Origin of the sequence: Pseudomonas hefeiensis, from assembly GCF_030687835.1 — a bacterium.
Lineage (GTDB): Bacteria > Pseudomonadota > Gammaproteobacteria > Pseudomonadales > Pseudomonadaceae > Aquipseudomonas > Aquipseudomonas hefeiensis.
In genome coordinates this window covers 2,758,858-2,779,620 of record NZ_CP117449.1, presented here as the reverse complement: position 1 = coordinate 2,779,620, position 20,763 = coordinate 2,758,858, and the positions used below count along the sequence as shown (strand labels likewise).

Sequence of the window (20,763 nt, the reverse complement as noted above, 5' to 3'; positions counted from 1 at the left end):
GGCAAACAGAGGCCCAGGTTTGCGTTATTTTTGCACACGACTGGCAAGGTAGCCTGTAGGTACCACCCGCCAGTCTAGACAATCAAGGTGTCCGCAAACTGACCGCTTCCTGACATTCTTGTCAGAATAGCCCTACAGGTATGTTCAAAGGGTTGCAGGGCACCGGGGCCCACTATCGGATAGCGATTTTTTCGCGACTCTGTACCTGGAAGGGATCGATGTCGGTTGTTGGGTAAGTATCCAGTAAGAAGAACTTTTCGACGATAGGGTCGATTTAATCCTATTGATCTGGAGAACCCCATGCATTGCACGCCCCTGTCTACCGTTTCAAGTGCGACCCGGTTGACTGCCACCACCCAAGCCCTGGTGCTCGGTCTGTGCTCATCCATGGCCGCCCTCGCCGCTGAGTCCGCCAACGCCGAGCCGTCTTCATCCTGGGGCCTTGGCATGGGAGCGGTCAGCAGCCAGCAACCGTACAAGGGCGTCGACCGTGAAAGCCAGGCCATACCGCTGATCTACTTTGAAAATGACTACGTGCGAGTATTTGGCCCTACCGCCGAGATCAAGCTGCCGGGTTTTACGATCAACGACTCCCAGCAACTGGATCTGAGCATCGTCGGTGAATACGACTTCAGTGGTTATGACGACGACGATGCCCGGTTCCTTGATGGCATGAGCGACCGAAAAGGTGGCTTCTGGGCGGGCGCCAAGGTGCAGTGGCGCAACCCTCTGGCCGATGTCAGCACCCAGTGGCTGGCGGACGTATCGGGCAATAGCAAGGGCCAGCGCTTCACCCTGGGTCTGGAGAGGTCCTGGCAATGGGGTGAGCACCTCACGCTCACGCCACGAATGGCGGCGATATGGCAGGACCAGAAGTACGTTGATTATTATTTTGGCGTTCGTGAAAGTGAAGCTCGCATCGATCGAGCGGCCTATGATGGGAAATCCGGCCTCAATACCGAACTTGGTGTTCGTGGAAACTATATGTTCGATGACCATCACTCCGTATTCCTTGACCTCAAGGCCACGAGCCTCGCCGATGAGATCAAGGACAGCCCGCTGGTAGACCGATCTACCGAAAACAGCGTGCTCTTCGGCTACCTGTACCGCTTCTGATGAGTCGCATTCTGTTGGTCGAAGACCACGAACGATTGGCGCATCTGGTGTGCAAAGGCCTGGCGAGCGCCGGCATCGCCGTCGACGTAGTCAATCGCATCGATGGCGCGTGGGCGGCTATCGGGCGGGTCCCGTACCAGGCGCTGATTCTTGATCGAGGCTTGCCGGACGGCGACGGGCTCGTGTTGTTGCAGCGGTTGCGCAACGCCGGGCTTGGCATGCCCTGCCTGGTCCTTACGGCGCGCGACGCGCTGCATGACCGTGTCGCAGGCCTTGATGCCGGAGCAGATGACTATCTGCCCAAGCCGTTCGCCATGGATGAGATGGTCGCGCGCGTGCGGGCGTTGCTAAGGCGTCCCGTGGACTGTCGTCCACTGGCGCCGAGTCATGGTGACCTGAGCCTGCAACCCGATATCGGCGTCATGAGCTGTGCCAGTCAAAGCATCCCTCTCGCGCCGGCGGAAATGCAGATCATGTTGTTGCTTTTGCGCAAGCCAGGGGAAATCGTCCGTCGCACCGCAATAGAGGCGGCAGGCTGGGGCTTGAGCGAAGCCGTCACGCCTAACGCACTGGATGTGGCTCTTCACCGGATCCGCCGCAAGCTGCTTGCCATCGGCTCCCGCCATCGAATTGTCAACCTCAGAGGTCTCGGATATGCCCTTCGTCAAGAGGACGTGGCGCAATAGCATCAGCTTCAAGGTGCTGCTCGCCTACATTGTCGGCGTGGGGTTGAGCATCCTGCTGATTGCATTGGGGGTGCTCGCACTCGTCACGTCAAAGAGCGATATTTTATTGACCACGGACGTCGCCGAACGCACCCATGAACTGGCCAGCAAGCTCCAGTTCGATGCCACTGGCCGGCCCATCGGATTCGACAGCAGTGAGGGTGACCGAGTCTGGACCTTCGACAGTCTGGGGCGGGAAATCGGCCTCCGCGTGCTGGATTCAACGGGCAATGTGGCCCTGACCTCCACCGAAGCGACGTTTTGGTCTTCAGTTGCAACGAGCCCTCCATTGGAACAGCCGAGATTCAAGTTCGAGCGTGAAGGCATCGTCATGTACGCCGCCACCGCGCCTGTCGAGCATCAAGGCAAGACCTGGTATCTGCAATTTGCCGCCAGCGAAAGGCTAATGGATTTGCTCCACGGGGGATTTGCCTGGCCATTCATGGGGGCCGGGATCGCGCTGTTCAGCCTGGTGCTGCTGTTCGTCTTCGGCGCCTGCGCTTACTTCACGCTAGGCTACACCCTCAAACCCTTGCGTGAAGTGTCGGTGTCAGCGGCTGCCATTTCCCCTCGCTCCCTGCACTCCCGGTTGCAGGTAAAAACCGTGCCGTCCGAGGTCGAGCCGCTGGTCACCAGCTTCAATCAAGCGCTAGCGCGCCTGGAGCAAGGCTATCGTGTCCAGCAGGAGTTTCTTGCAACCGCAGCGCACGAGTTGAAAACACCGCTGGCGCTGATTCGCGCGCAAATCGAACTGATGCAAGGCAGTCACGCGCGCAACGCCCTGCTCAATGACGTGGCGCATATGACCCGGCAAGTTCATCAACTGCTGCACCTGACCGAAGCCAGTGAGGCGCAGAACTACAGTTTGGCCACGGTGGAAATAGCCGATGTCGCCCCGGGAAGCCTCCGGCTATCTGCAGCGTATGGCCGAGGCCGTCGACGTACGTCTCGTTCTGGTTGACGAGACTACTGACGGCGGCCAATGGCAGGCCGATCGGAGCGCGCTCTTCACGTTGCTCAAGAATCTGCTGGAAAATGCCATTCAACATGCCCCCCGAAGTACTGAGGTCAGGCTGCACGTCAGCGTGAATGCACTCAGGGTGCGCGATTGGGGACCCGGCGTTGATCGCGAGCAATTGCCGCACTTATTCACTCGCTTCTGGCGGGGGCCGCATCGCCGTGATCACGGCGCGGGGCTTGGCCTGACTATCTGCCAGGAAATTGCCCGGGCCCATGGTTGGACGCTGTCTGCAAAACGAGCGGAGCCGGGCCTGCTGTTTGAGTTGTCTCGGCCGGAGCCGTTGGATGACCCTGCCCGGCTTTGAGTACCCACGCTCGTGCGCACACCCGGCCGGGGCTCGCCCCTCAGAGAAACGCCAGGGCAGCCCGGGCATCCACGATCGCAGCCAGATGCTGTGCCAGCCTGGACGGCAGGTAGTCGAAAAAGAACCCCGCGCTTTGCAACTTGTCGGCACGCAGGGGATCCGTTTCAGGCAATGCCCTGGAGACCCGTGCTGCCCGCGCCCAGGACAGGGCCAGCAGCGTTACGCCACACAACTGAAGGAAATCCCCTGCTATTCGATAGGGGTATTCGCTGTCTTCCCGCGTCCGTTCGACCACGTCCTCGACCACCGCAGCCAGTGTATTGCAAAGACTTTCCAGGGCTGCGGCGAACCCCTGACACTCAACCCATTCGCCACCCAGCCTCGCCTCTTCGCGCATCTGCGCCAGCAGCAAGCCAAACGCCCGGCCATGGTCGCCCAGTACCTTGCGCAGCAGCAGGTCATTGGCCTGAATTTCGTTGCTGCCCTCATAGATCATGGCAATGCGGCTGTCGCGCAAGGTCTGCTCAATGGCGAACTCGGCGACATAGCCGTAACCGCCGAACACTTGCAAGGAGCTGCTGGCTTGGCGGAAACCCTGCTCGGTAAAGAACGCCTTGATGATCGGCGTCAACAGCTGCGCCAGTTGACTGGCATGCTCCCGGGTCTGTAGCTCCACGGCATGCTCGGCCTGATCCAGCAAATGGGCGGCCCAATAGCCGATGGCTCGCATGCCTTGGCTGGCAGTGCGCAACTCCAGTAACACCCGGCGCATGGCCGGATGATAATGAATCGGGTCGGCAGCCTGTGCCTCTACCCCTTCGGGTCTCAGCGGTGCGCGCATCTGCAACCGCTCGGCGGCATATTTCCTTGCGTTCTGCCACGCCGCCTCGGCATGCCCCAAGCCTTGCAGGCCGACATGCAGGCGCGCCGAATTCATCATCACGAACATCGCCGCCAGGCCCTGATTGGCTTCGCCGATCAACCAGCCTTTGGCGCCATCGAAAACCAGGGAACAAGTGGCACTTCCCTTGATACCCATCTTGTGTTCCAGGCCGTCGCAGCGCACACCGTTGGCCTGGCCATCGTCCAGTCGTTTGGGCACCAGGAACAGTGAGATGCCACGACTGCCCGACGGCGCATCTGGCAAGCGCGCCAACACCAGGTGCAGGATATTTTCCGTAAGGTCGTGCTCGCCGCCGGAGATAAACAGCTTGTTACCCTGCAGGCGATAGCTGCCATCTTCGCCAGGCTCGGCGCGACAGCGCAGCAGGCCGACATCACTGCCTGCCTGGGGCTCGGTCAAACACATGGTAGGCAGGGTTTGGCCACTGACGATCTCGGGCAGATACCGTTCCTGCAGCCAAGGTGCGCCATGGCTCTTGAGGCACAGGTATGCACCGTAGACGATGCCGGTGTACATGGCCCAGGCATGGTTGCTGGCATAGAGCATCTCTTGCAGCGCGGCATCGAGCAATTGCGGCAACCCCTGCCCACCCAGCGCCTCGCCACAAGCCAGCGCAGGCCAGCCACCGTCGACGTAAGCCTGATAGGCACCGGCAAAACCGTCCGGGGTACTGACCTGGCCTGCCTTCCAACGGCAACCCTGGCGATCGCCACTGCTGTTCAACGGCGCCAGCACGTTCTGACTGAAGCGCCCCGCCTCCTCCAGCACCTGCATCGCCAGCGGCAGATCAAGCGCATCGAACGCCTGACAGCGACGCCATGTAGCGGGCGCCTGCAACCAGTGCTCAAACACAAATTGAATATCGCGCAGAGGCGCCTGGTAGCTCCACATAAGTAACCTCGTCAGGGTATAAAACGGACCACCCACCACTCAAGGCGGGCATAAACTCAGGGGTGGTAGGTCGGATTCTCGATCAACAACCCCATGCCCTGGCCACCGCCGACACATGCTGCGGCTATCCCGTAGCGCAGATTGTGCTGGCGCAACTGCCTGGCCAGGGTCATGACCAACCGCAAGCCGGTAGCCGCCAGTGGATGCCCGACGGCCAAAGAGCCACCCTGGACGTTGAGCCGGGAATGATCCAGCTCCAACTCCTGCGCAACCGCCAGTACCTGGGCCGCCTGGGCTTCGTTGATCTCAAAACGACCAATGTCATCAAGACTCAATCCACTGCGTTGCAGCAACAGGCGGATCGCTGGTACCGGGCCGATGCCCATGAACTCAGGCGCCACACCGACCACCGCGCTGGCCAGCAAACGAGCCAAGGGCACACGCGTGCAGGCTGAGCCCCGTCCTACCAGGGCCGCCGCCGCGCCATCGACGACTGCGCAGCTGTTACCGGCGGTTTGTACGCCACCGACATGTAACGCCCGCAGGCGCGACAGAGCCGAGAAGTCAGTGGGTCGCGGATGGCTGTCCTCGGTGACGATACCGGTGCCACGCGGCAGCTTGATGCCCCTTGGCTGATAGCCTTCCAGTTCGAACACCTGGTTATCGATGGGGACGATCTCCTCACACCAGGCGCCTGCGCGCTGTGCCTGCAAGGCTCGCTGATGACTGTCGCAGGCATAACGGTCCACCGCCTCGCGACACAGATCATAGCGTCGCGCCAGGTTGTCGGCGGTGGCGATCATGTCCAACCCGGGGGCCGGGTCGTACAGGGCTTCCCAGAGAAAATCCTTGAATTGCACCCCGCCACCGAGACGAAACCCGTCCCGGTGTGTGTAAGCAGCAATCGGATTGCGTGACATCGATTCACTGGCCACGCATAAGGCTAACTGAACGCCATCGCGCAACTGTTCAGCAGACTGGCGCAACAGCTCAAAGCCGGTGGCGCAGATGCGCTGCACCCCCAGCGCAGGAACCGTTTGCGCCACGCCGCTGTACAACCCGATGTGCCGTGGCAACAAATAGGCGTCAAAGCTGGCTTGAGCCATGGAGCCGGCCAGCACGCTGTCTACGGCCAGAGGATCGATGCCGGCCCGGGCCAGCACCTCACGACCGACCTTGATCCCAAGATCGATAGGCGAAACCTGGGCCAGGGCCCCACCAAGATCAACCCAGGGGGTGCGCACCGCATCGAAAATTGCCACATCGACAAAGGCGCAATATTGCCCGGCACTGCTCACGCCCTGAGTTCCATGGCTTTTGCTCTCTCTTTGCGCACTTGAAGGTGAACAAAAAATTAACCCGCCATTTTAGTTATGTCAATTAACCATTATCTAAATTAACTAAACCTGTATCTGGTCAGCGGGAGAGAAATCCTCGAGTAATTCAATGAAGGATTGTCGCAACCAGCGGTTGGCCGGGTCATGATGGAAACGCGTATGCCAGTAAAGGTGAATGTCGTATCCGCAAATATCCCATGGCAGCGGCACCAGGCGCACATCGGTGATGTCGGCAAACCTGCGTCCGACTGCCAAGGGTACAGTGGCGATCATGTCGGACTCGGCCACCAGAAACGGTACGCCCATAAACCGTGGCAGGCTGAAACGCACTCGACGGGTGATGCCGCGGCTCGCCAGCTCACGATCCAGCCCACTCATTCCACGCCCGTCAGGCTGGACCGCGACATGCAATGCACTCTGATATTGCTCGGCGCTCATGCTGTCACCGATGGTCGGATGATCGCGACGAACGATGCAGACAAACGAATGGCGATACAACGCACGATGCCGGATCGAGGTATTGAGCAAGCGCGGAAAATAGCCGATTGCCGCGTCCACCTCGCCGGCATCCAGCCCCTCCTCCAACTGCTCCGCGGACAACGCCAGGGTACGAATTCTCAATTGCGGCGCTTTACTGTCGAGCATTCGCATCAATCGGGGCAGGAACACCATCTCACCGATATCCGACATGCACAGCACCAACTGGCGCTCGGAGTGTTCGGCAACGAAACCGCTGGATGGCAACACCTCACTGCTGACCATCTCCAGGATCCGTTGCACCGGCTCGGCGATCTGCAGGGCTCTGGCCGTAGGCTGCATGCCACGTGAAGTGCGAATGAACAATGGGTCATCGAACAGCGTGCGCAACTTGGCCAACGCGAAGCTCATGGCAGGCTGGCTGAGCCCCATGAGATCACCGGCCAGGGTCACGCTTTGCTTTTTGCGCAGCGCATCGAAGACTTTCAGCAGGTTGAGATCGACGTCCTTGATATCCATATTTTGGATTTTATCTATAAGTAAAATAAGGTTTTCGGATTCTAGGTCGAAGCCTAGACTCGGTACAAGATCGTTAAGGTAATTAACCGAATCGACATCTAATAAAAACAACGGAGCGAATCATGCCCAAGAAGCTACGCAGTAATTTCCCCTACGGATCCTACTTGTGGGCTGTGCGTGCCGCCCAGTGGCGCGCCTTGGGAATTGAGGAGAGCGAGCTGGAAAAACCGAAAATCGCCATCGTGAACTCGTCGTCGAACCTGGCGATTTGTTTCAGCCATCTGGATGGTATCGCTGCCAGCCTCAAGCAATCGATACGCGATGCCGGTGCGCTGCCCTTCGAAATTCGTACAGCCGCGCCCAGTGATTTCATCACCGGTGCCGGTGCGGGAGGCGCCTATATGCTCGCCGCCCGAGACCTCATCACCAACGATATTGAAGTAGCGGTCGAAGGCGCTCAGCTCGACGGCATGATCTGCCTGGCCTCTTGCGACAAAACAGTACCCGGTCAGTTGATGGCGGCCGCCCGGCTGAACATCCCGACGCTGATTGTTGTGTGCGGGTATCAGCCAAGCGGCGAATATAACGGCCGGCACGTCGATATCGAAGATGTATTCATCAGCTCCATGCACGTGGTCACCGGCAAATTGCCAGTCGAGGAACTGGCCGGCATGGCACGCAATGCCATCAAGGGACCCGGGGTCTGTTCGGGCATGGGCACGGCCAACTCCATGCACCTGGTCTGTGAAGCCTTGGGCATGGCCTTGCCCGGCAGTTCCCCTATTGCAGCTAATAGCCCGCAGATGTTCGATTTCGTTCACCAGGCTGGCAAGCGCATCGTGGAAATGGTCGAGGAAGATCTCAAGCCTCGCGACATCCTGACTCCTGCTGCCTTTGCCAACGCCGTTGCGACAATTCTCGCCGCGGGAGGCTCGGTCAACACCATCAAACATATGCAGGCGGTGGCGGCTGAAGGTGGCATTGACGTAGACGTGTACCAACTCTTCAGGGAACTGGGAAAAAAGATACCGGTGCTGGTCGGCGTACGACCAGTGGGCGAACACAGCATTGAGCAAATGGAAGCGGCAGGTGGTGGCCGCGGGCTGCTCAAGCGCCTTGAGCCTTTGTTGCACGGTGACGTGCTGACCGTCACCGGCAAAACCCTGACGCAAAACCTGCTGGGGGTAACCGTCAGCGACGACGAGGTGATCCGCCCGTTGCACACCCCCTTTGCCACCCAACCGGCCATCGTGATGCTGCGCGGCAACATCGCCCCGCAGGCCGGCATCGTCAAATACGGCATCGATCCGCACAAGCCACGCCAGTTCAAGGGCCCCGCGATCTGCTTCGAGCGCTCCGCCGATGCCATCCAAGCGTTACAGGACGGACGCATTCAGCCCGGCCATGTCGTGGTCATGCGTGGTGCCGGTGTACAGGGCGGTCCCGCCATGGGCGGCGGTGCCTCAAAGGTAGTGTTCGCCATTGACGGGGCCGGGCTGGGTGACCACGTGGCAATGCTTACCGACGGTCACCTTTCGGGGCTGGTGTGCAAAGGCTTGGTGGTGGCTGAGGTGGCTCCAGAGGCAGCCGTCGGTGGCCCCCTCGCACTGGTGGAGGACGGCGACATCATCGATATCGACCTGGATCTCAACACCCTTGACGCCAATATCAGCGACACCCAAATGCAAGCGCGACGCGCCCGCTGGATGCCTGCGGCCCCTCAGTTCGGTGGTGGCTGGCTGGATATATACCGCCACAATGTGTCCTCCATGGAACACGGTGCGGTGTTGATAAAGCCATTGGACATCACCCCGCCCGGGGAGCAACCGCAATGAAGTTGCGCGACGACGAAAAAGCCATGCTCGCTGGCGAACAAGGGCCGGCGGTGCAAAAAGCCATGGATTTGCTGGTGCGCTATGGCGAAGCCCTGGATGCGCAATGTCTGGTGGATACGCGAAATGTGGCCGGTACCATCGGAGCCACCACGCCCTTTCTGCGTCAGTATGCAGACCAAAATGGCGGCATGGATGCGGTGTTCAGCGAGTTCAACCTCGACAGCGCCGAATGGGTCAAGATTCCTCGGGTCAAGGTCCCGAGCAGCCACCTGCAGCAAGGCATCGACCCCCGGCACGCTGTACGCCAAGGCATCTCGCAAGACGTGGTCCGCATCTATGAAACAGGTCAGGCTTACAGCAGTGGTCTGGGGGTACAACCCTTGAACACCTGTACGCCCTATCAGGTCGGCAACGTGCCGGTAAAGGGCGAACACTGCGCATGGATGGAATCCTCTGCGGTGATCTATATCAACTCGGTACTCGGCGCCCGCACCAATGCCGAAGGCCGGGAAAGCACGGGCGCGGCGATGCTGACCGGCAAGATCCCCTATTGGGGCCTGCACATTGAGGAGAACCGTCGCGGTACTCACCTGATCCAGCTGGACATAGACGTAAGTACCACGGCTGACTGGGGGTTGCTCGGCTACTGGGTCGGTGAGCAGGTGCAAGACCGCATCCCGGTCATCCAGGGCTTGAGTCACCAGCCCAACCTGGCTCGCCTCAAGCACTTCGGGGCGGCGGCGGCTTCCAGTGGCGGGGTGGAAATGTATCACCTGGTTGGGGTGACACCTGAAGCCCAAACCAGCGAGCAGGCGTTTGGCGCGTCCCCGCCCCTGGCCACAATACGCTTCGGCGAGGCCGAGCGGCGCTGGGCCTACGAGCAAGTCAATATCACCGCGCGTGATGACGAGATTGACTTCGTGATGCTCGGTTGCCCGCACTACAGCCTCGAACAACTCTGGGAGGTCTGCCAATTGCTGGAAGGCCAACGCCTGAGTCCGAATACCGAGCTCTGGATATTTACGGCGGCGTCGATCAAACAACTGGCCGATGTCGCCGGCTACACCCGCATCATCGAACAGGCCGGTGGGCATCTGATGACCGATACCTGCTCGGCCATTGGCAAGGTGGTTCCCACGGGCACACGGGTGGCGGCAGTCGATTCGGCCAAACAGGCGCACTACCTGCCTGCGATCATGGGTATCCAGACCTGGTTCGGCAGCACCGCCGATTGCGTTCAGGCCGCCATTGAGGGCCGCTGGAAAGGAGTATTGAGATGAGCACAACCTTCACCCTCACAGGCCGCAAGGTCGTCGGCGGCTGTTTCGAAGGCGAAGCACTGGTGACCCGGGACCGCATCTCCGGCTGGGGCGGTATCGACCCGCGCAGCGGCACCGTCATTGAGACCCGTCACGAACTCAAGGGCATCAGCTTCGCCGGCAAAGTGCTGGTATTTCCCGGAGCCAAGGGCTCGTCCGGCTGGTCCTCGCAGTTCCATATCGCCCGTCTCGCCGGCGTAGCCCCGGGCGCCATGTTGTTCAACGAAATGACCGCAAAAATGGGCCTTGGCGCGGTGGTCGTCCATGCGCCGGCCATGACCGACTTCACAGAGGATCCATTGAGCCGTATTCAAACCGGGGATTGGGTTCGCGTCGATGCCGACGCCGGGACCGTTGAAGTGACTCCGCGTCAACTGCAAACCGATCAATTCATATCGCAACACCCGACAGGCCCGGAGCGAACGCGGGACCTGTCGTAACCGGAATCTGCCAGCCGCAACAACCGCTCCCGTGACCTTTGGTCATCGGGTTCGGGGTCGGCTGCCCTTTTTACATCTCAAAGGTAGTTTTATGGCTCATGTCATTCGCACGGTACGCCGTACCAGCGCCCCCACCGCTCAACGCTTGCAGGCCGACGTATGCATTGTCGGCGCGGGTATCTCCGGTATTTCTGCCGCTCTGGAGGCCGCAGCGCTCGGCAAACGCGTCGTGCTGTTCGATGCCCTGCCGATGCTCGGCGGCCAGGCGGTCGGCTCAATTATCGGAACCTTCTGCGGGTTGTTCTCCAATGGTCCGAACCGCCGATTGCTGACCCACGGTATCGCCGACGACATCCTTCGTGACCTGGGCGCCTCGGGGGACTTGCATCAGGCCATTGGCCCCCTGACAACTGTTGTTTACTACGACGAAGTTGCCTTGGGCCGATGGATTGGCCAGAAAGTACTCGACGCCGGGATCACCGTGGTGCTCGGTGCGGTGTTACGCAATGTAGTGCGCGAAGGTCCGCGGATCCGCGAAGTGGAACTGGCCACCCGCTACGGCGATGTGCGTGTCGCGGCCAACGGTTTTATCGACGCCAGCGGAGACGCGGCATTAGTCTGGAACGCCGGGCTTGCCTGTCGCGAGCCGGACACACCCATCTATGGCACCCAGATGTTTGTCCTTGAGCATATCAATGAAGCGTACTTGCCCACCCGCGCGCAATTCACCGAACGGGTCAAACAAAAAGCCAAAAGCTACGGTATCGAACGCGACGACGGACTGTTCTTTCAGTTCCCCGGGCGTGGCACCGCGGCCTTCAACATGACTCACATTGAAACGCCTCTGGATCCGGTGGCCGCTTCCCATGTCGCGATCGCCGGACGCCAGCAGGTGGATCTGGTGATCAACTTCCTTCAGTCGGAGTACCCCGAGGCCTACAGCAAGGCCAAGGTACGGGCATACGCACTGCCAGGTATTCGCCAGACCCGCTGGATTGTCGGACATCATCATTTGACAACCGACGAAGTGCGGGCGGCGACGATGTTCCCGGACGCGGTAGCCCGTACATCCTGGCCAGTGGAATTACACGGCAATACCAGTGGTTATCAGTGGGAGCCCTTTGGTGACGATCACATTCACAGTGTGCCGTTGCGCAGCATGCTTGCCGAGGGTAGCGATAACCTGGTCGTGGCCGGGCGCTGCATCGACGCCGACGCGGCCGCGCTGTCGAGTGTCCGGGTGATGGGCCCCTGTATCGCAATGGGGGCTGCTGCGGCCCATGCGCTGGACCTCGCAGGCCCCGATGGCAGGTTGAGTGACATACCCGCCCCGGCATTGCGCGAGCGGCTGGCATTCAATCTGGAATAATTCTTAAAGCAGTTCGACGCGCCCACCATTCAAACGGGGGCGCCACTCCAACAAAAATAAAAAATGCAGTGGAGAACGCACATGTCACAGTCCCGCACCCTGGACGTAGCGGCGCTTATAGAAGGTCGCAAACTGTCACGCTTCAACTACGTGGTGATTCTGGTCTCGGTTCTGATCACCTTCCTCGATGGCTTCGATTTGCTGGTGCTGTCGCACACGGCCTCCTACATCGCCGATGAAGTCGGCCTGGACAAGATCCAGCTGGGCGAGATCTTCTCCATCGGCCTGCTGGGAATGATGCTCGGTGGATTCTTCTTCGGCTACCTGGGTGACCGAATCGGGCGGCGTCCCACCATTCTTCTTTCCACCTGCTCATTTGGGGTGTTGACCTTGCTGTTTGCCTTGGCCAACAGCTATGAGTCGCTGATGGTCCTGCGCTTTCTCAACGGTTTCGCCCTGGGCGCCATGCTGCCGTTGTGCTGGGCCTTGAACATTGAGTTCGTACCCAAGCGTTATCGCTCGACGGTGGTGACCATCATCATGGTCGGATTCAGTCTGGGCAGCGCGATGGCCGGCCCGATCACCGTCTGGCTGGCGCCGCATGTCGGTTGGCAGGGGGTGTTCGTGTTAGGCGGTGTACTGACCCTGGCCGCCAGCGTGTTGCTGTTTTTCACCCTGCCCGAATCCGTCCGGTTCCTGGCCAGCAAGCGTAAAGGCCCGGAAAAAATCACGGCAACGCTCAAACGCATGGATTCGAGCCTGGATGTGCGACCTGGCGACCGCTTCGTCCTACTGGACGAGCCGGATCTGGGCCACAAGGAGTTTCGGGTCAGCCAACTGTTTATCGGCCGCCTGAAATGGGTTACCCCGATGATCTGGCTGGGCTACTCCGCCAGTTCCATGGCCATGTACTTCCTCGCCTCGTGGAGCCCACTGGTCTATCAGTACGCAGGATTTGACCGCGCGACAGCTTCGTGGGTCAGCTCGATCGCCTCGTTCAGCGGCGCAATGGCGGGCTTGGCGATGATGCGTTTCGTCGATACCCGCGGCCCTTATATGGTGATGATCTATCCGCTGCTGGCGTTGCCTTTCCTGCTGGTATTGGGCATCTCCGGCATGCAGGGCACCGCGTTCCTGATGCTGAGCCTGATCGGGGCCGTGTTCGTCAAAGGCTCCCACTACGGCATCCTCAGTATCGCCGGGGTCTTCTACCCCAGCGCTATCCGTGCCAATGGCGCGGGCTGGGCCACCTCGATCGCCAAGATCGGTTCGATCCTCGGCCCATTGCTGGGCGCTTATGTACTGAACAGCGGAATGCCAGTGGTCAAGAGTTTCCTGGTCCTGGCCATCTGTCCGGCAATGCTGGCCGCCTGTGCGTTCGCAATCGGTCACCTGACCCGCCACGACCTTGCGGTGGATCCACTGCCGGCACCGTCACAGACGTGACCGCCTGCCTCTGACCCACAACACCTAGACCCATGCCTGCTGCGCCGCGTCGTCACCGACGCGGTCAGGCAAAACTCGCCCCGGATAATCTTCTTCCCTCTCCTGAGAGCAATAAAAAAATGAACAGGAATCTACCCTTCTTCACCGCGCTTGCACTCTTGTGTCACGGCACCTACGCCCAGGCAGACTTTCTCAAGGACAGCAGCGCGACGTTGACCACGCGCAATTTTTATCTCAATCGCGACTTTCGCCAGAGTGGCGCGCCCCAGGCCAAGGCCGAAGAATGGACCCAAGGCTTCTTCGCCGAACTTCAGTCTGGCTACACCGAAGGTACCGTTGGATTTGGCCTCGATGCCTTGGGTGAACTGGGGATCAAGCTCGACTCGGGCCGAGGTCGACGGGGCACCGCACTGTTGCCCTACGGGCCCGACAGCAACCAGCCAGTTGACGAGTACAGCGAACTGGGGCTGACGGCAAAAATGCGTCTGTCCCAGACCCGGCTCAAGGTAGGAACCCTGATGCCGATTCACCCGCTGGCGTATTACAGCGATACCCGACTACTGCCCTCGACCTTCACCGGCGCCTACCTGACGTCGAGCGAAGTCGAGAACTTGACCGTCACCGCAGCGAGGTTGACAGCGGCCAACGGCCGCGACTCTTCCAGTAATGACGACATCAGCTACGCCGGCCAGAGCAGCGATCATCTGGACCTGCTCGGCGGCGACTATACGCTGGGCAAGAACCTGACCCTGCGCTACCACCGAGGAGAGCTGCAGGACATCTACCGCCAGCACTTTTCCGGAGTGATTCACATACTGCCACTGGGAGAAGGCATGAGCCTGCGCTCCGATTTGCGCTACGTCGACAGTAGCGACACTGGCGCCGCAAAGGCCGGGAAGATCGACAACCGCAACTTCAATGGCATGTTCACCCTGACCGTCGGGGCCCAGCGATTCGCCGCGGCGTTTCAGCACCTGTCGGGAGACAGTGTGTATCCAGTGATCGACACCGGCACTCCGTATGTGGCGAACCTCGTCACTTATAACCCCTTCACCAAAGCCAACGAAAAATCCTGGCAACTGCGTTACGAATATGACTTCGCCGCGCTCGGCATACCAGGCCTGACGTTCATGACCCGATATGTGAAAGGCAGCGATATCCGCACCAGTACGGTAAACAACGGCAGTGAGTGGGAACGTGATACCGACCTGACCTACGTCTTCCAGAGCGGTGCACTGGAAGGCCTGAACCTGCGCTGGCGCAACGTCACGTACCGGTCCGGGGATGGCCTGACCCAGCAGCTCGACGAAAATCGCCTGATCGTCGGTTACACCTGGAAATTGTGGTGAGCCCGGCACACCGGAACACGCTCACTTGGGTCTTACTGTGTGGAGAGCAATCATGATTCCGTCACGCGCAATTGATGTCGCCGCCTTGATTGAGGGGCGCAAACTGTCGAGTTTCAACTATCTGATCATCTGTGTGTCGGTGCTGATCACCTTCCTCGATGGCTTTGACTTGCTGATGCTCTCCCATACCGCCGCCTACATGGCCGAGGAGATTGGCCTGGATAAACTGCAATTGGGCAACATCTTTTCCATAGGTTTGTTCGGCATGATGTTGGGTGGATTCTTTTTCGGTTATCTGGGTGACCGGATCGGCCGTCGCCCAACCATCATCCTGTCCACCAGCGCCTTTGGCCTGATGACCTTGCTGTTCACCTTGGCCGATAGTTACGCCTCGCTGCTGATCTTGCGCTTTCTCAATGGCTTTGCCTTGGGCGCCATGTTGCCGCTTTGCTGGGCTTTGAATATCGAGTTTGTGCCCAAGCGCTACCGTGCAAGCGTGATCACCATCATCATGGTTGGCTTCAGCCTCGGCGGCGCGGTGGCCGGCCCCCTGACCGTGTGGATGGCTCCACACTACGGCTGGGCCAGCGTGTTTGCGCTGGGCGGCATCGCGACGTTGCTTTCCAGTGTACTGTTGTTTTTCACCCTGCCAGAATCGGTGCGATTTCTGGTGAGCAAGCACAAACGGCCCGAAACCGTGGCGCAGATCCTCAAGCGCCTGGATCCGGGCATCGATCTTCACCCCGGGGATCGCTATTTTCTTGGCGATGAAATCGACATTGGCCACCGACCATTCCGTGTCGGACAGTTGTTCATCGGCAAACTGAAATGGATCACGCCCATGATCTGGATTGGCTTCGGAGCAAGCTCCATGGCCATGTACTTCCTCGCTTCATGGAGCCCGCTGGTGTACCAGTACGCAGGCTTCGACCGGGCTACCGCGTCATGGGTGAGTTCCTTCGCCTCGTTCAGCGGAGCCATGGCGGGGCTTGTGTTGATGCGAGTGGTCGACACTCGGGGGCCCTACGCCGTAATGATATATCCCCTGTTATCGCTACCCTTTCTGCTGGTCCTGGGCATCGGCGAACTGCAAGGTAACGCCTTTATTGCACTGAGCCTGGTGGGCGCTATTTTCGTGAAGGGCAGCCACTACGGCATCACCAGTATCGCCGGGATTTTCTACCCCAGTGCCATTCGCGGCAACGGCGCCGGTTGGGCAGCATCAATGGGTAAGATCGGCTCTGTATGCGGGCCGTTACTCGGCGCCTATGTGCTCAACAGCGGCATGCCCGTGGTGAAGAGCTTCGCAGTACTGGCTCTGTGCCCTGCGGTACTTGGAGTGTGTGCCTATGTCGTGGCCCACATTGATCGGCGCTCAACCGTGAACACCGAGCTTGTGACCACGTCGCAACCCTAGAACAATTCAACGCAGCAGCGACGCAGAATCATGCAAGTTACGGAGGCACGTCCACGACTTGCATGTGCGCTATCCGCCCGAGCAAGGGATCACGCGCTTGACCAGTTTACCTATGGTCATACCCTGGATCAGAATCGAAAACACCACGACCAGGTAGGTCATACCCACCACAACATCGCGAGCATCCCCCGGCGGCAACGACAACGCCAGGGCCACCGATATCCCGCCGCGCAGCCCACCCCACGTCAGCACACTCCAGGAGCCTTCAGGTAACCGGAAACGCCGCCCCAGGACCGCTATCGGAACGCCTACCGTCAACAGACGCGAGAACAAGGTCAGCACGATCACCATCAATCCCGTGACAATGAGTGGACGGGTGAAGTGGATCAGAATCACTTCCAGACCGATCAGCACAAACAGGACCGCGTTGAGTATTTCGTCAATCAACTCCCAGAACATGTCCAGGTTTTTCTCGGTCTGCTCAGACATGGCATAAGAGCGTCCGTGATTACCGACAATCAACCCCATCACCACCATCGCCAGCGGGCCGGACACGTGCAAATGAGTGGCCAGGGCATAGCCGCCGAGCACGGCGGCCAAGGTGATGAGCACTTCCTCCTGATAGCTGTCGATACTCTTGAGCATACGGAACGTGACATACCCAACGACCGCTCCTAGAAGCGCACCGCCACCCGCCTCCTCCAGCAAGAGCCGCGAAACGCCTGTAACGGAGGGCGCATCGCCACTGGCGATCATCGCCAGAATCAGCGAAAACAGCACAACGCTGACACCGTCGTTAAACAGCGATTCTCCGGAAATCACCAGTTCCACGCTACTCGGAGCACCGGCGGATTTCAGAATACCCATGACCGCAATCGGGTCGGTGGGTGAAATCAGCGCACCGAACACCAGGCAGTAGGCAAGCGGTAACTCCAGGGCGGAAAAAGACAACAACCACCACAGCCCGAAGCCGATGAGCAGCGTCGACACCGTCGTACCGACCACTGCCAGGGACGCCACCTGCCATCGATAGGCGCGCAGTTGTGACAAGTCGACGTGCAGGGCCCCCGCGAACAGCAGCAATGACAGCATGCCCTCCATCAGCAACTCGGAGAAGTCGATGGACTCCACCAGTGATTGCTCAAGCGTGTGCAGAGAGTGAAAGCCCAGCGCATCGGAGGCCATGTTCAATAACGATAAGCCCAAGGCGATGCCCATCACACCGATGGCCGGGGGTAGCCCTACGTAGCGCCGATTGAAGTAAGCGAGTACTGCGGTGATACAGAGGAATATCGCAATAATGTCTAGCATTGGGCAAAGGGGTCCATTGGGATTAAACACATTTCAGATGCGACAAGCGTGGGGGCATGGCTGAAATATATACCTTCCCTATCGCCGTGCCTTTTGATTAGCCGGTCTTGAAAAACCAGGCTCCCGCATTCCTCTACCCTCACCAATTCCCAACCATTTGCCACAACGATGCTCCCACCCCGGTAATGCTCTCCCCGGCAATCAACCCCGCCGCCGCAGTAATGGCAAAGCGTTCTGTAAGGCTCGGCCAGCGGCAGCTCACCAGCCAGGTGAGTACCGCGCCGAGGGCCATCATCAGCGACACCGAGGCCGGCAAGACGAACGCCAGGCCCAAAGCTGCCGTGCTGGGCAAGTAACGTGCCCGGTGCGCGGGTAATACGCTGTCGAGGATCCCCAACAGCAAGCCGGCCACGGCACCGATGATGACCGCCCAACGAATGCTCGCTGACAGTGAGTCCAGCCCCAGGGTCAGGGTCTGCGCCACGGCTTTCCAGGTGGCCACCGCCGGGGCCGGCCACTCTTGGGTGAGCAACATCGATTGTGGGTCCGGGATCAGCGCCAGGTAGGCCAACACCCCAACGATGCTTCCGACGAAAATCCCCAGGGTTTGCGCGATCAACTGCTTGTGCGGTGTGGCGCCAATCGCCCGGCCCACCTTGAAGTCGTTCATCAAGTCCGTGCATTGACCCGCCGAACCGCCCGCGGTGTTGGCGCTCATCAAGTTGATCGGCACCTGCCCCGGGGCGACGATGCCAAAACTCAGCTGGGACAACTGCCCGATCGCACCGATGGGCGCAATGCCCGTGGCGCCGACCACCCGGGCGGCCACGGCCGCCAGGCAGATCGCCAAGGGAATGGTCAACAACGCCATCCAGGGGTTGATGCCAAACAACAGCGCTTGCAGGCTCACCACCAAGACGATTGCCACCAGGAAACCGGCGGCAGGTCCGGTCTTGGGCACCACCCAGGTCGCCCCGCCGCTCGCCTTGGTGGACGTATGCAAAGCCCACAAGCGAATCGCCAGAGAGGTCAGGGTCGAGCAGACCATCAGACTCACGCCCGGCCACAGCAGCCACTCCACCAGCGCCGCGAACTGCGGACCGCTGCTGCCCGGCGGCAGCTGTACCAGGCCTTGCTCCAGCAGCCACGGCGCCAACCCGCCCCATGCCAGCAAGGCGCCGAGCAGCAGGGTCAGGCCGACACGAATCCCGATGATCCCGCCAAAACCTAACAACAACAGCGAAGGGTCAGCGGTAAACGTCAGGCGTTCCAGCTGCGGGGTCGGCGACCAGCGCGGGAAGGCCCACATGAAGGTATCGACCCATTTGACCAGCCCGGACAGTAGCGCGGCGCTAAGCAGCACCTTCAAGCGCTTCGCCGCTTCGTGGCCGTGGTTGTAGATGTGCAGAAGGGTTTCCAGGGTCGCCATGCCCTCGGGGAATTTCAGCGCTTTGTCATTGAGCAGCGAGGGTCGCAGGTACCAGGCGATCCACACCCCCAGGAAGCTCACTGAGAACACCCAGGCGATCATCGGGATGACGTCCAACTGTTGACCAGTGAGCAAGGTGTAGGCCGGGATGGGCGCAACCAGCCCACCGGAAATGATTGACGCAGCGGCTGAGGCCACGGTCTGGTTGATGTTGCTTTCGTGCAGCGTCCAGGGCAGTTGCGCGTTGGAGCGCTTGGCCAGGCCTTGCCAGATGCCATAGCCGATCAGCAAGGCAATGATCGACATGTTGAACGACCAGCCGATCTTGAGACCGGCGTACACGTTGGAAGGCGTCAACAGGATACCGATCACGATTCCCGTACCGACCGCTCGCAGGCTGAGCTCACGTTCGACAGGGTAATCCAGGGCGATTGTTGGCGAGGTTGGGTGCATGCGAATTCCTTATCGGCAATGAGACAGCGCGATCACTCAACGCGGCGACTTAACAAGTGAGCGCTGCATTGGCGGAAGGTTCACATGACAGGGGCAAGCCCTTGCGAGCGCTTCGCGCTCATATCGAGGTTTTCCCGCGGCGGTGACGGGGTCGACGAGGGATAATTGCTTCGTCATTTCCCGTGTATCGGGCTCAAGCCAGCAGCTCGGTGATCCACCGGGTTTGCACAGCGATGTCCTGCATTTTCTGCTCAGGCACGGCTTGTCGCGCCCGGGCGAAGTGAGTCAGGGTCCGTTGCTTGAGGCGCAGCATGCGTTGCCACTTGGCCAGGAACGCCGGGCTGCGGGCTCGCATCTGCAATGGTCCGAAGTACAACTCCTGCGCGGTGTACATCACCGGCCCGGCGCGCTCGGCGACGATGATTTCATAGTAGAAGCGGTTTTCCCGCAGCACTTCTTCAAAGCAGATGCGATAACCATTTTCCATCAGCCATTGACGCAGTGGCTGCTCGCCGCCGTTGGGCTGCAGGATCAACCGTTCCTGGCCGTTCAGGCGTGCCTTGCCGCCGGCGAGAATGTCGCGGATCGTCTCGCCGCCCATGCCGCACAGGCTGACTGCCGTGATCCCGTCTTCCGGCTCGATCGCCGCCAGGCCGTCAGCCAGGCGCACAATGACCTGCCGGGTAAAACCGTTCTCGCGCACAGTGCGTTCGGCCGAACGAAACGGGGTCAACGCCACCTCCCCAGCCACCGCCGCCGCAATCACACCACGGCGCATCAACGCCACCGGCAGGTAGCCGTGATCCGAGCCGATATCGGCCAGGCGCGCACCTGCCGGAACATGCGCGGCCACACGCTCCAGGCGCCAGGACAATGTCTGTTCGTTCAACTGCTGCTCCTGTTCATCATCCCTATCTGGATCAAGCCTGAGCCTTTACCGTCCCCTGCGACTCGGTCACTGGCGACAACGACAATGCAGTCATCAATACCCCGTGGCCGCTCAACAATCATGTTCACATGGTACATAGATGCCACATGCAATCAAAATCGTTGAACGCGGCCGGGTAAGGCGGTCTTCAGGATCGACCCGACCCAGTCTTG

General features: G+C 60.0%; 17 protein-coding genes. 11 read left to right on the top strand and 6 right to left on the bottom strand.

Going from position 1 to position 20,763, the window contains the following annotated elements; translation table 11 throughout:
- The first annotated feature begins 300 nt into the window (after positions 1-300).
- Genes PSH57_RS12245 through PSH57_RS29150 form a run of 4 tightly spaced genes read left to right on the top strand, consistent with a single transcriptional unit; the run spans position 301 to position 3,166 of the window.
- Positions 301-1,116, top strand: a complete 816-nt coding sequence (locus tag PSH57_RS12245; RefSeq protein ID WP_305389750.1) for a MipA/OmpV family protein — start codon at positions 301-303, stop codon at positions 1,114-1,116.
- On the top strand, positions 1,116-1,802 hold the full coding sequence (locus PSH57_RS12240; protein WP_305389748.1) for a response regulator transcription factor: 687 nt from the start codon (positions 1,116-1,118) through the stop codon (positions 1,800-1,802). The genes PSH57_RS12245 and PSH57_RS12240 overlap by 1 nt, the downstream gene beginning before the upstream one ends.
- Positions 1,771-2,802 carry a histidine kinase dimerization/phospho-acceptor domain-containing protein gene (locus tag PSH57_RS12235; protein ID WP_340368599.1) on the top strand — a complete coding sequence of 344 codons (1,032 nt, stop codon included), beginning with the start codon at positions 1,771-1,773 and terminating at the stop codon, positions 2,800-2,802. The genes PSH57_RS12240 and PSH57_RS12235 overlap by 32 nt, the downstream gene beginning before the upstream one ends.
- Positions 2,765-3,166, top strand: coding sequence for a sensor histidine kinase (locus tag PSH57_RS29150; RefSeq protein ID WP_340368598.1), 402 nt, complete (start codon positions 2,765-2,767; stop codon positions 3,164-3,166). The genes PSH57_RS12235 and PSH57_RS29150 overlap by 38 nt, the downstream gene beginning before the upstream one ends.
- Before the next feature lie 40 nt (positions 3,167-3,206).
- Here PSH57_RS29150 and PSH57_RS12230 read toward each other — a convergent pair whose 3' ends face one another.
- The 3 genes from PSH57_RS12230 to PSH57_RS12220 all read right to left on the bottom strand — a co-directional run bounded on the left by PSH57_RS12230 (position 3,207) and on the right by PSH57_RS12220 (position 7,294).
- A complete protein-coding gene (locus PSH57_RS12230; RefSeq protein WP_305389746.1) occupies positions 3,207-4,961 on the bottom strand; it encodes an acyl-CoA dehydrogenase in 1,755 nt (584 codons plus the stop codon).
- Between the two features lie 56 nt (positions 4,962-5,017).
- A complete protein-coding gene (locus tag PSH57_RS12225; RefSeq protein WP_305389745.1) occupies positions 5,018-6,259 on the bottom strand; it encodes a thiolase family protein in 1,242 nt (413 codons plus the stop codon).
- Positions 6,260-6,361: 102 nt separating this feature from the next.
- Entirely contained in the window at positions 6,362-7,294 is a 933-nt protein-coding gene (locus PSH57_RS12220; RefSeq protein WP_305389744.1) for a LysR family transcriptional regulator, read from the bottom strand.
- Between the two features lie 122 nt (positions 7,295-7,416).
- On the opposite strand from PSH57_RS12220, the gene ilvD reads away from it, so the two are divergent.
- From ilvD to PSH57_RS12185, 7 genes are all read left to right on the top strand, one after another.
- Positions 7,417-9,129, top strand: coding sequence for a dihydroxy-acid dehydratase (gene ilvD / locus PSH57_RS12215; protein ID WP_305389743.1), 1,713 nt, complete (start codon positions 7,417-7,419; stop codon positions 9,127-9,129).
- Positions 9,126-10,409: an aconitase X gene (locus PSH57_RS12210; protein WP_305389742.1), complete on the top strand. Its 1,284-nt coding sequence runs from the start codon at positions 9,126-9,128 to the stop codon at positions 10,407-10,409. Before ilvD ends, PSH57_RS12210 begins: the two co-directional genes overlap by 4 nt.
- Positions 10,406-10,888, top strand: coding sequence for an aconitase X swivel domain-containing protein (locus tag PSH57_RS12205; RefSeq protein ID WP_305389741.1), 483 nt, complete (start codon positions 10,406-10,408; stop codon positions 10,886-10,888). The genes PSH57_RS12210 and PSH57_RS12205 overlap by 4 nt, the downstream gene beginning before the upstream one ends.
- Positions 10,889-10,979: 91 nt before the next feature.
- Positions 10,980-12,257, top strand: a complete 1,278-nt coding sequence (locus PSH57_RS12200) for an FAD-dependent oxidoreductase (RefSeq protein WP_305389740.1) — start codon at positions 10,980-10,982, stop codon at positions 12,255-12,257.
- Positions 12,258-12,338: 81 nt separating this feature from the next.
- Positions 12,339-13,703: an MFS transporter gene (locus PSH57_RS12195; RefSeq protein ID WP_305389739.1), complete on the top strand. Its 1,365-nt coding sequence runs from the start codon at positions 12,339-12,341 to the stop codon at positions 13,701-13,703.
- A 119-nt stretch (positions 13,704-13,822) separates the two neighbouring features.
- Positions 13,823-15,052 carry an OprD family porin gene (locus PSH57_RS12190; protein ID WP_305416617.1) on the top strand — a complete coding sequence of 410 codons (1,230 nt, stop codon included), beginning with the start codon at positions 13,823-13,825 and terminating at the stop codon, positions 15,050-15,052.
- Positions 15,053-15,104: 52 nt separating this feature from the next.
- On the top strand, positions 15,105-16,469 hold the full coding sequence (locus PSH57_RS12185; RefSeq protein ID WP_305389737.1) for an MFS transporter: 1,365 nt from the start codon (positions 15,105-15,107) through the stop codon (positions 16,467-16,469).
- A gap of 69 nt (positions 16,470-16,538) precedes the next feature.
- Here the strand turns inward: PSH57_RS12185 and PSH57_RS12180 are convergent, their stop codons facing one another.
- From PSH57_RS12180 to PSH57_RS12170, 3 genes are all read right to left on the bottom strand, one after another.
- A complete protein-coding gene (locus PSH57_RS12180) occupies positions 16,539-17,780 on the bottom strand; it encodes a cation:proton antiporter (protein ID WP_305416615.1) in 1,242 nt (413 codons plus the stop codon).
- Between the two features lie 139 nt (positions 17,781-17,919).
- Entirely contained in the window at positions 17,920-19,662 is a 1,743-nt protein-coding gene (locus PSH57_RS12175; protein WP_305416613.1) for an OPT family oligopeptide transporter, read from the bottom strand.
- Positions 19,663-19,855: 193 nt separating this feature from the next.
- Positions 19,856-20,551 (bottom strand): tRNA (adenine(22)-N(1))-methyltransferase, encoded by a 696-nt coding sequence (locus PSH57_RS12170; RefSeq protein WP_305389736.1) that lies wholly within the window; start codon positions 20,549-20,551, stop codon positions 19,856-19,858.
- Between the last annotated feature and the right edge of the window lie 212 nt (positions 20,552-20,763).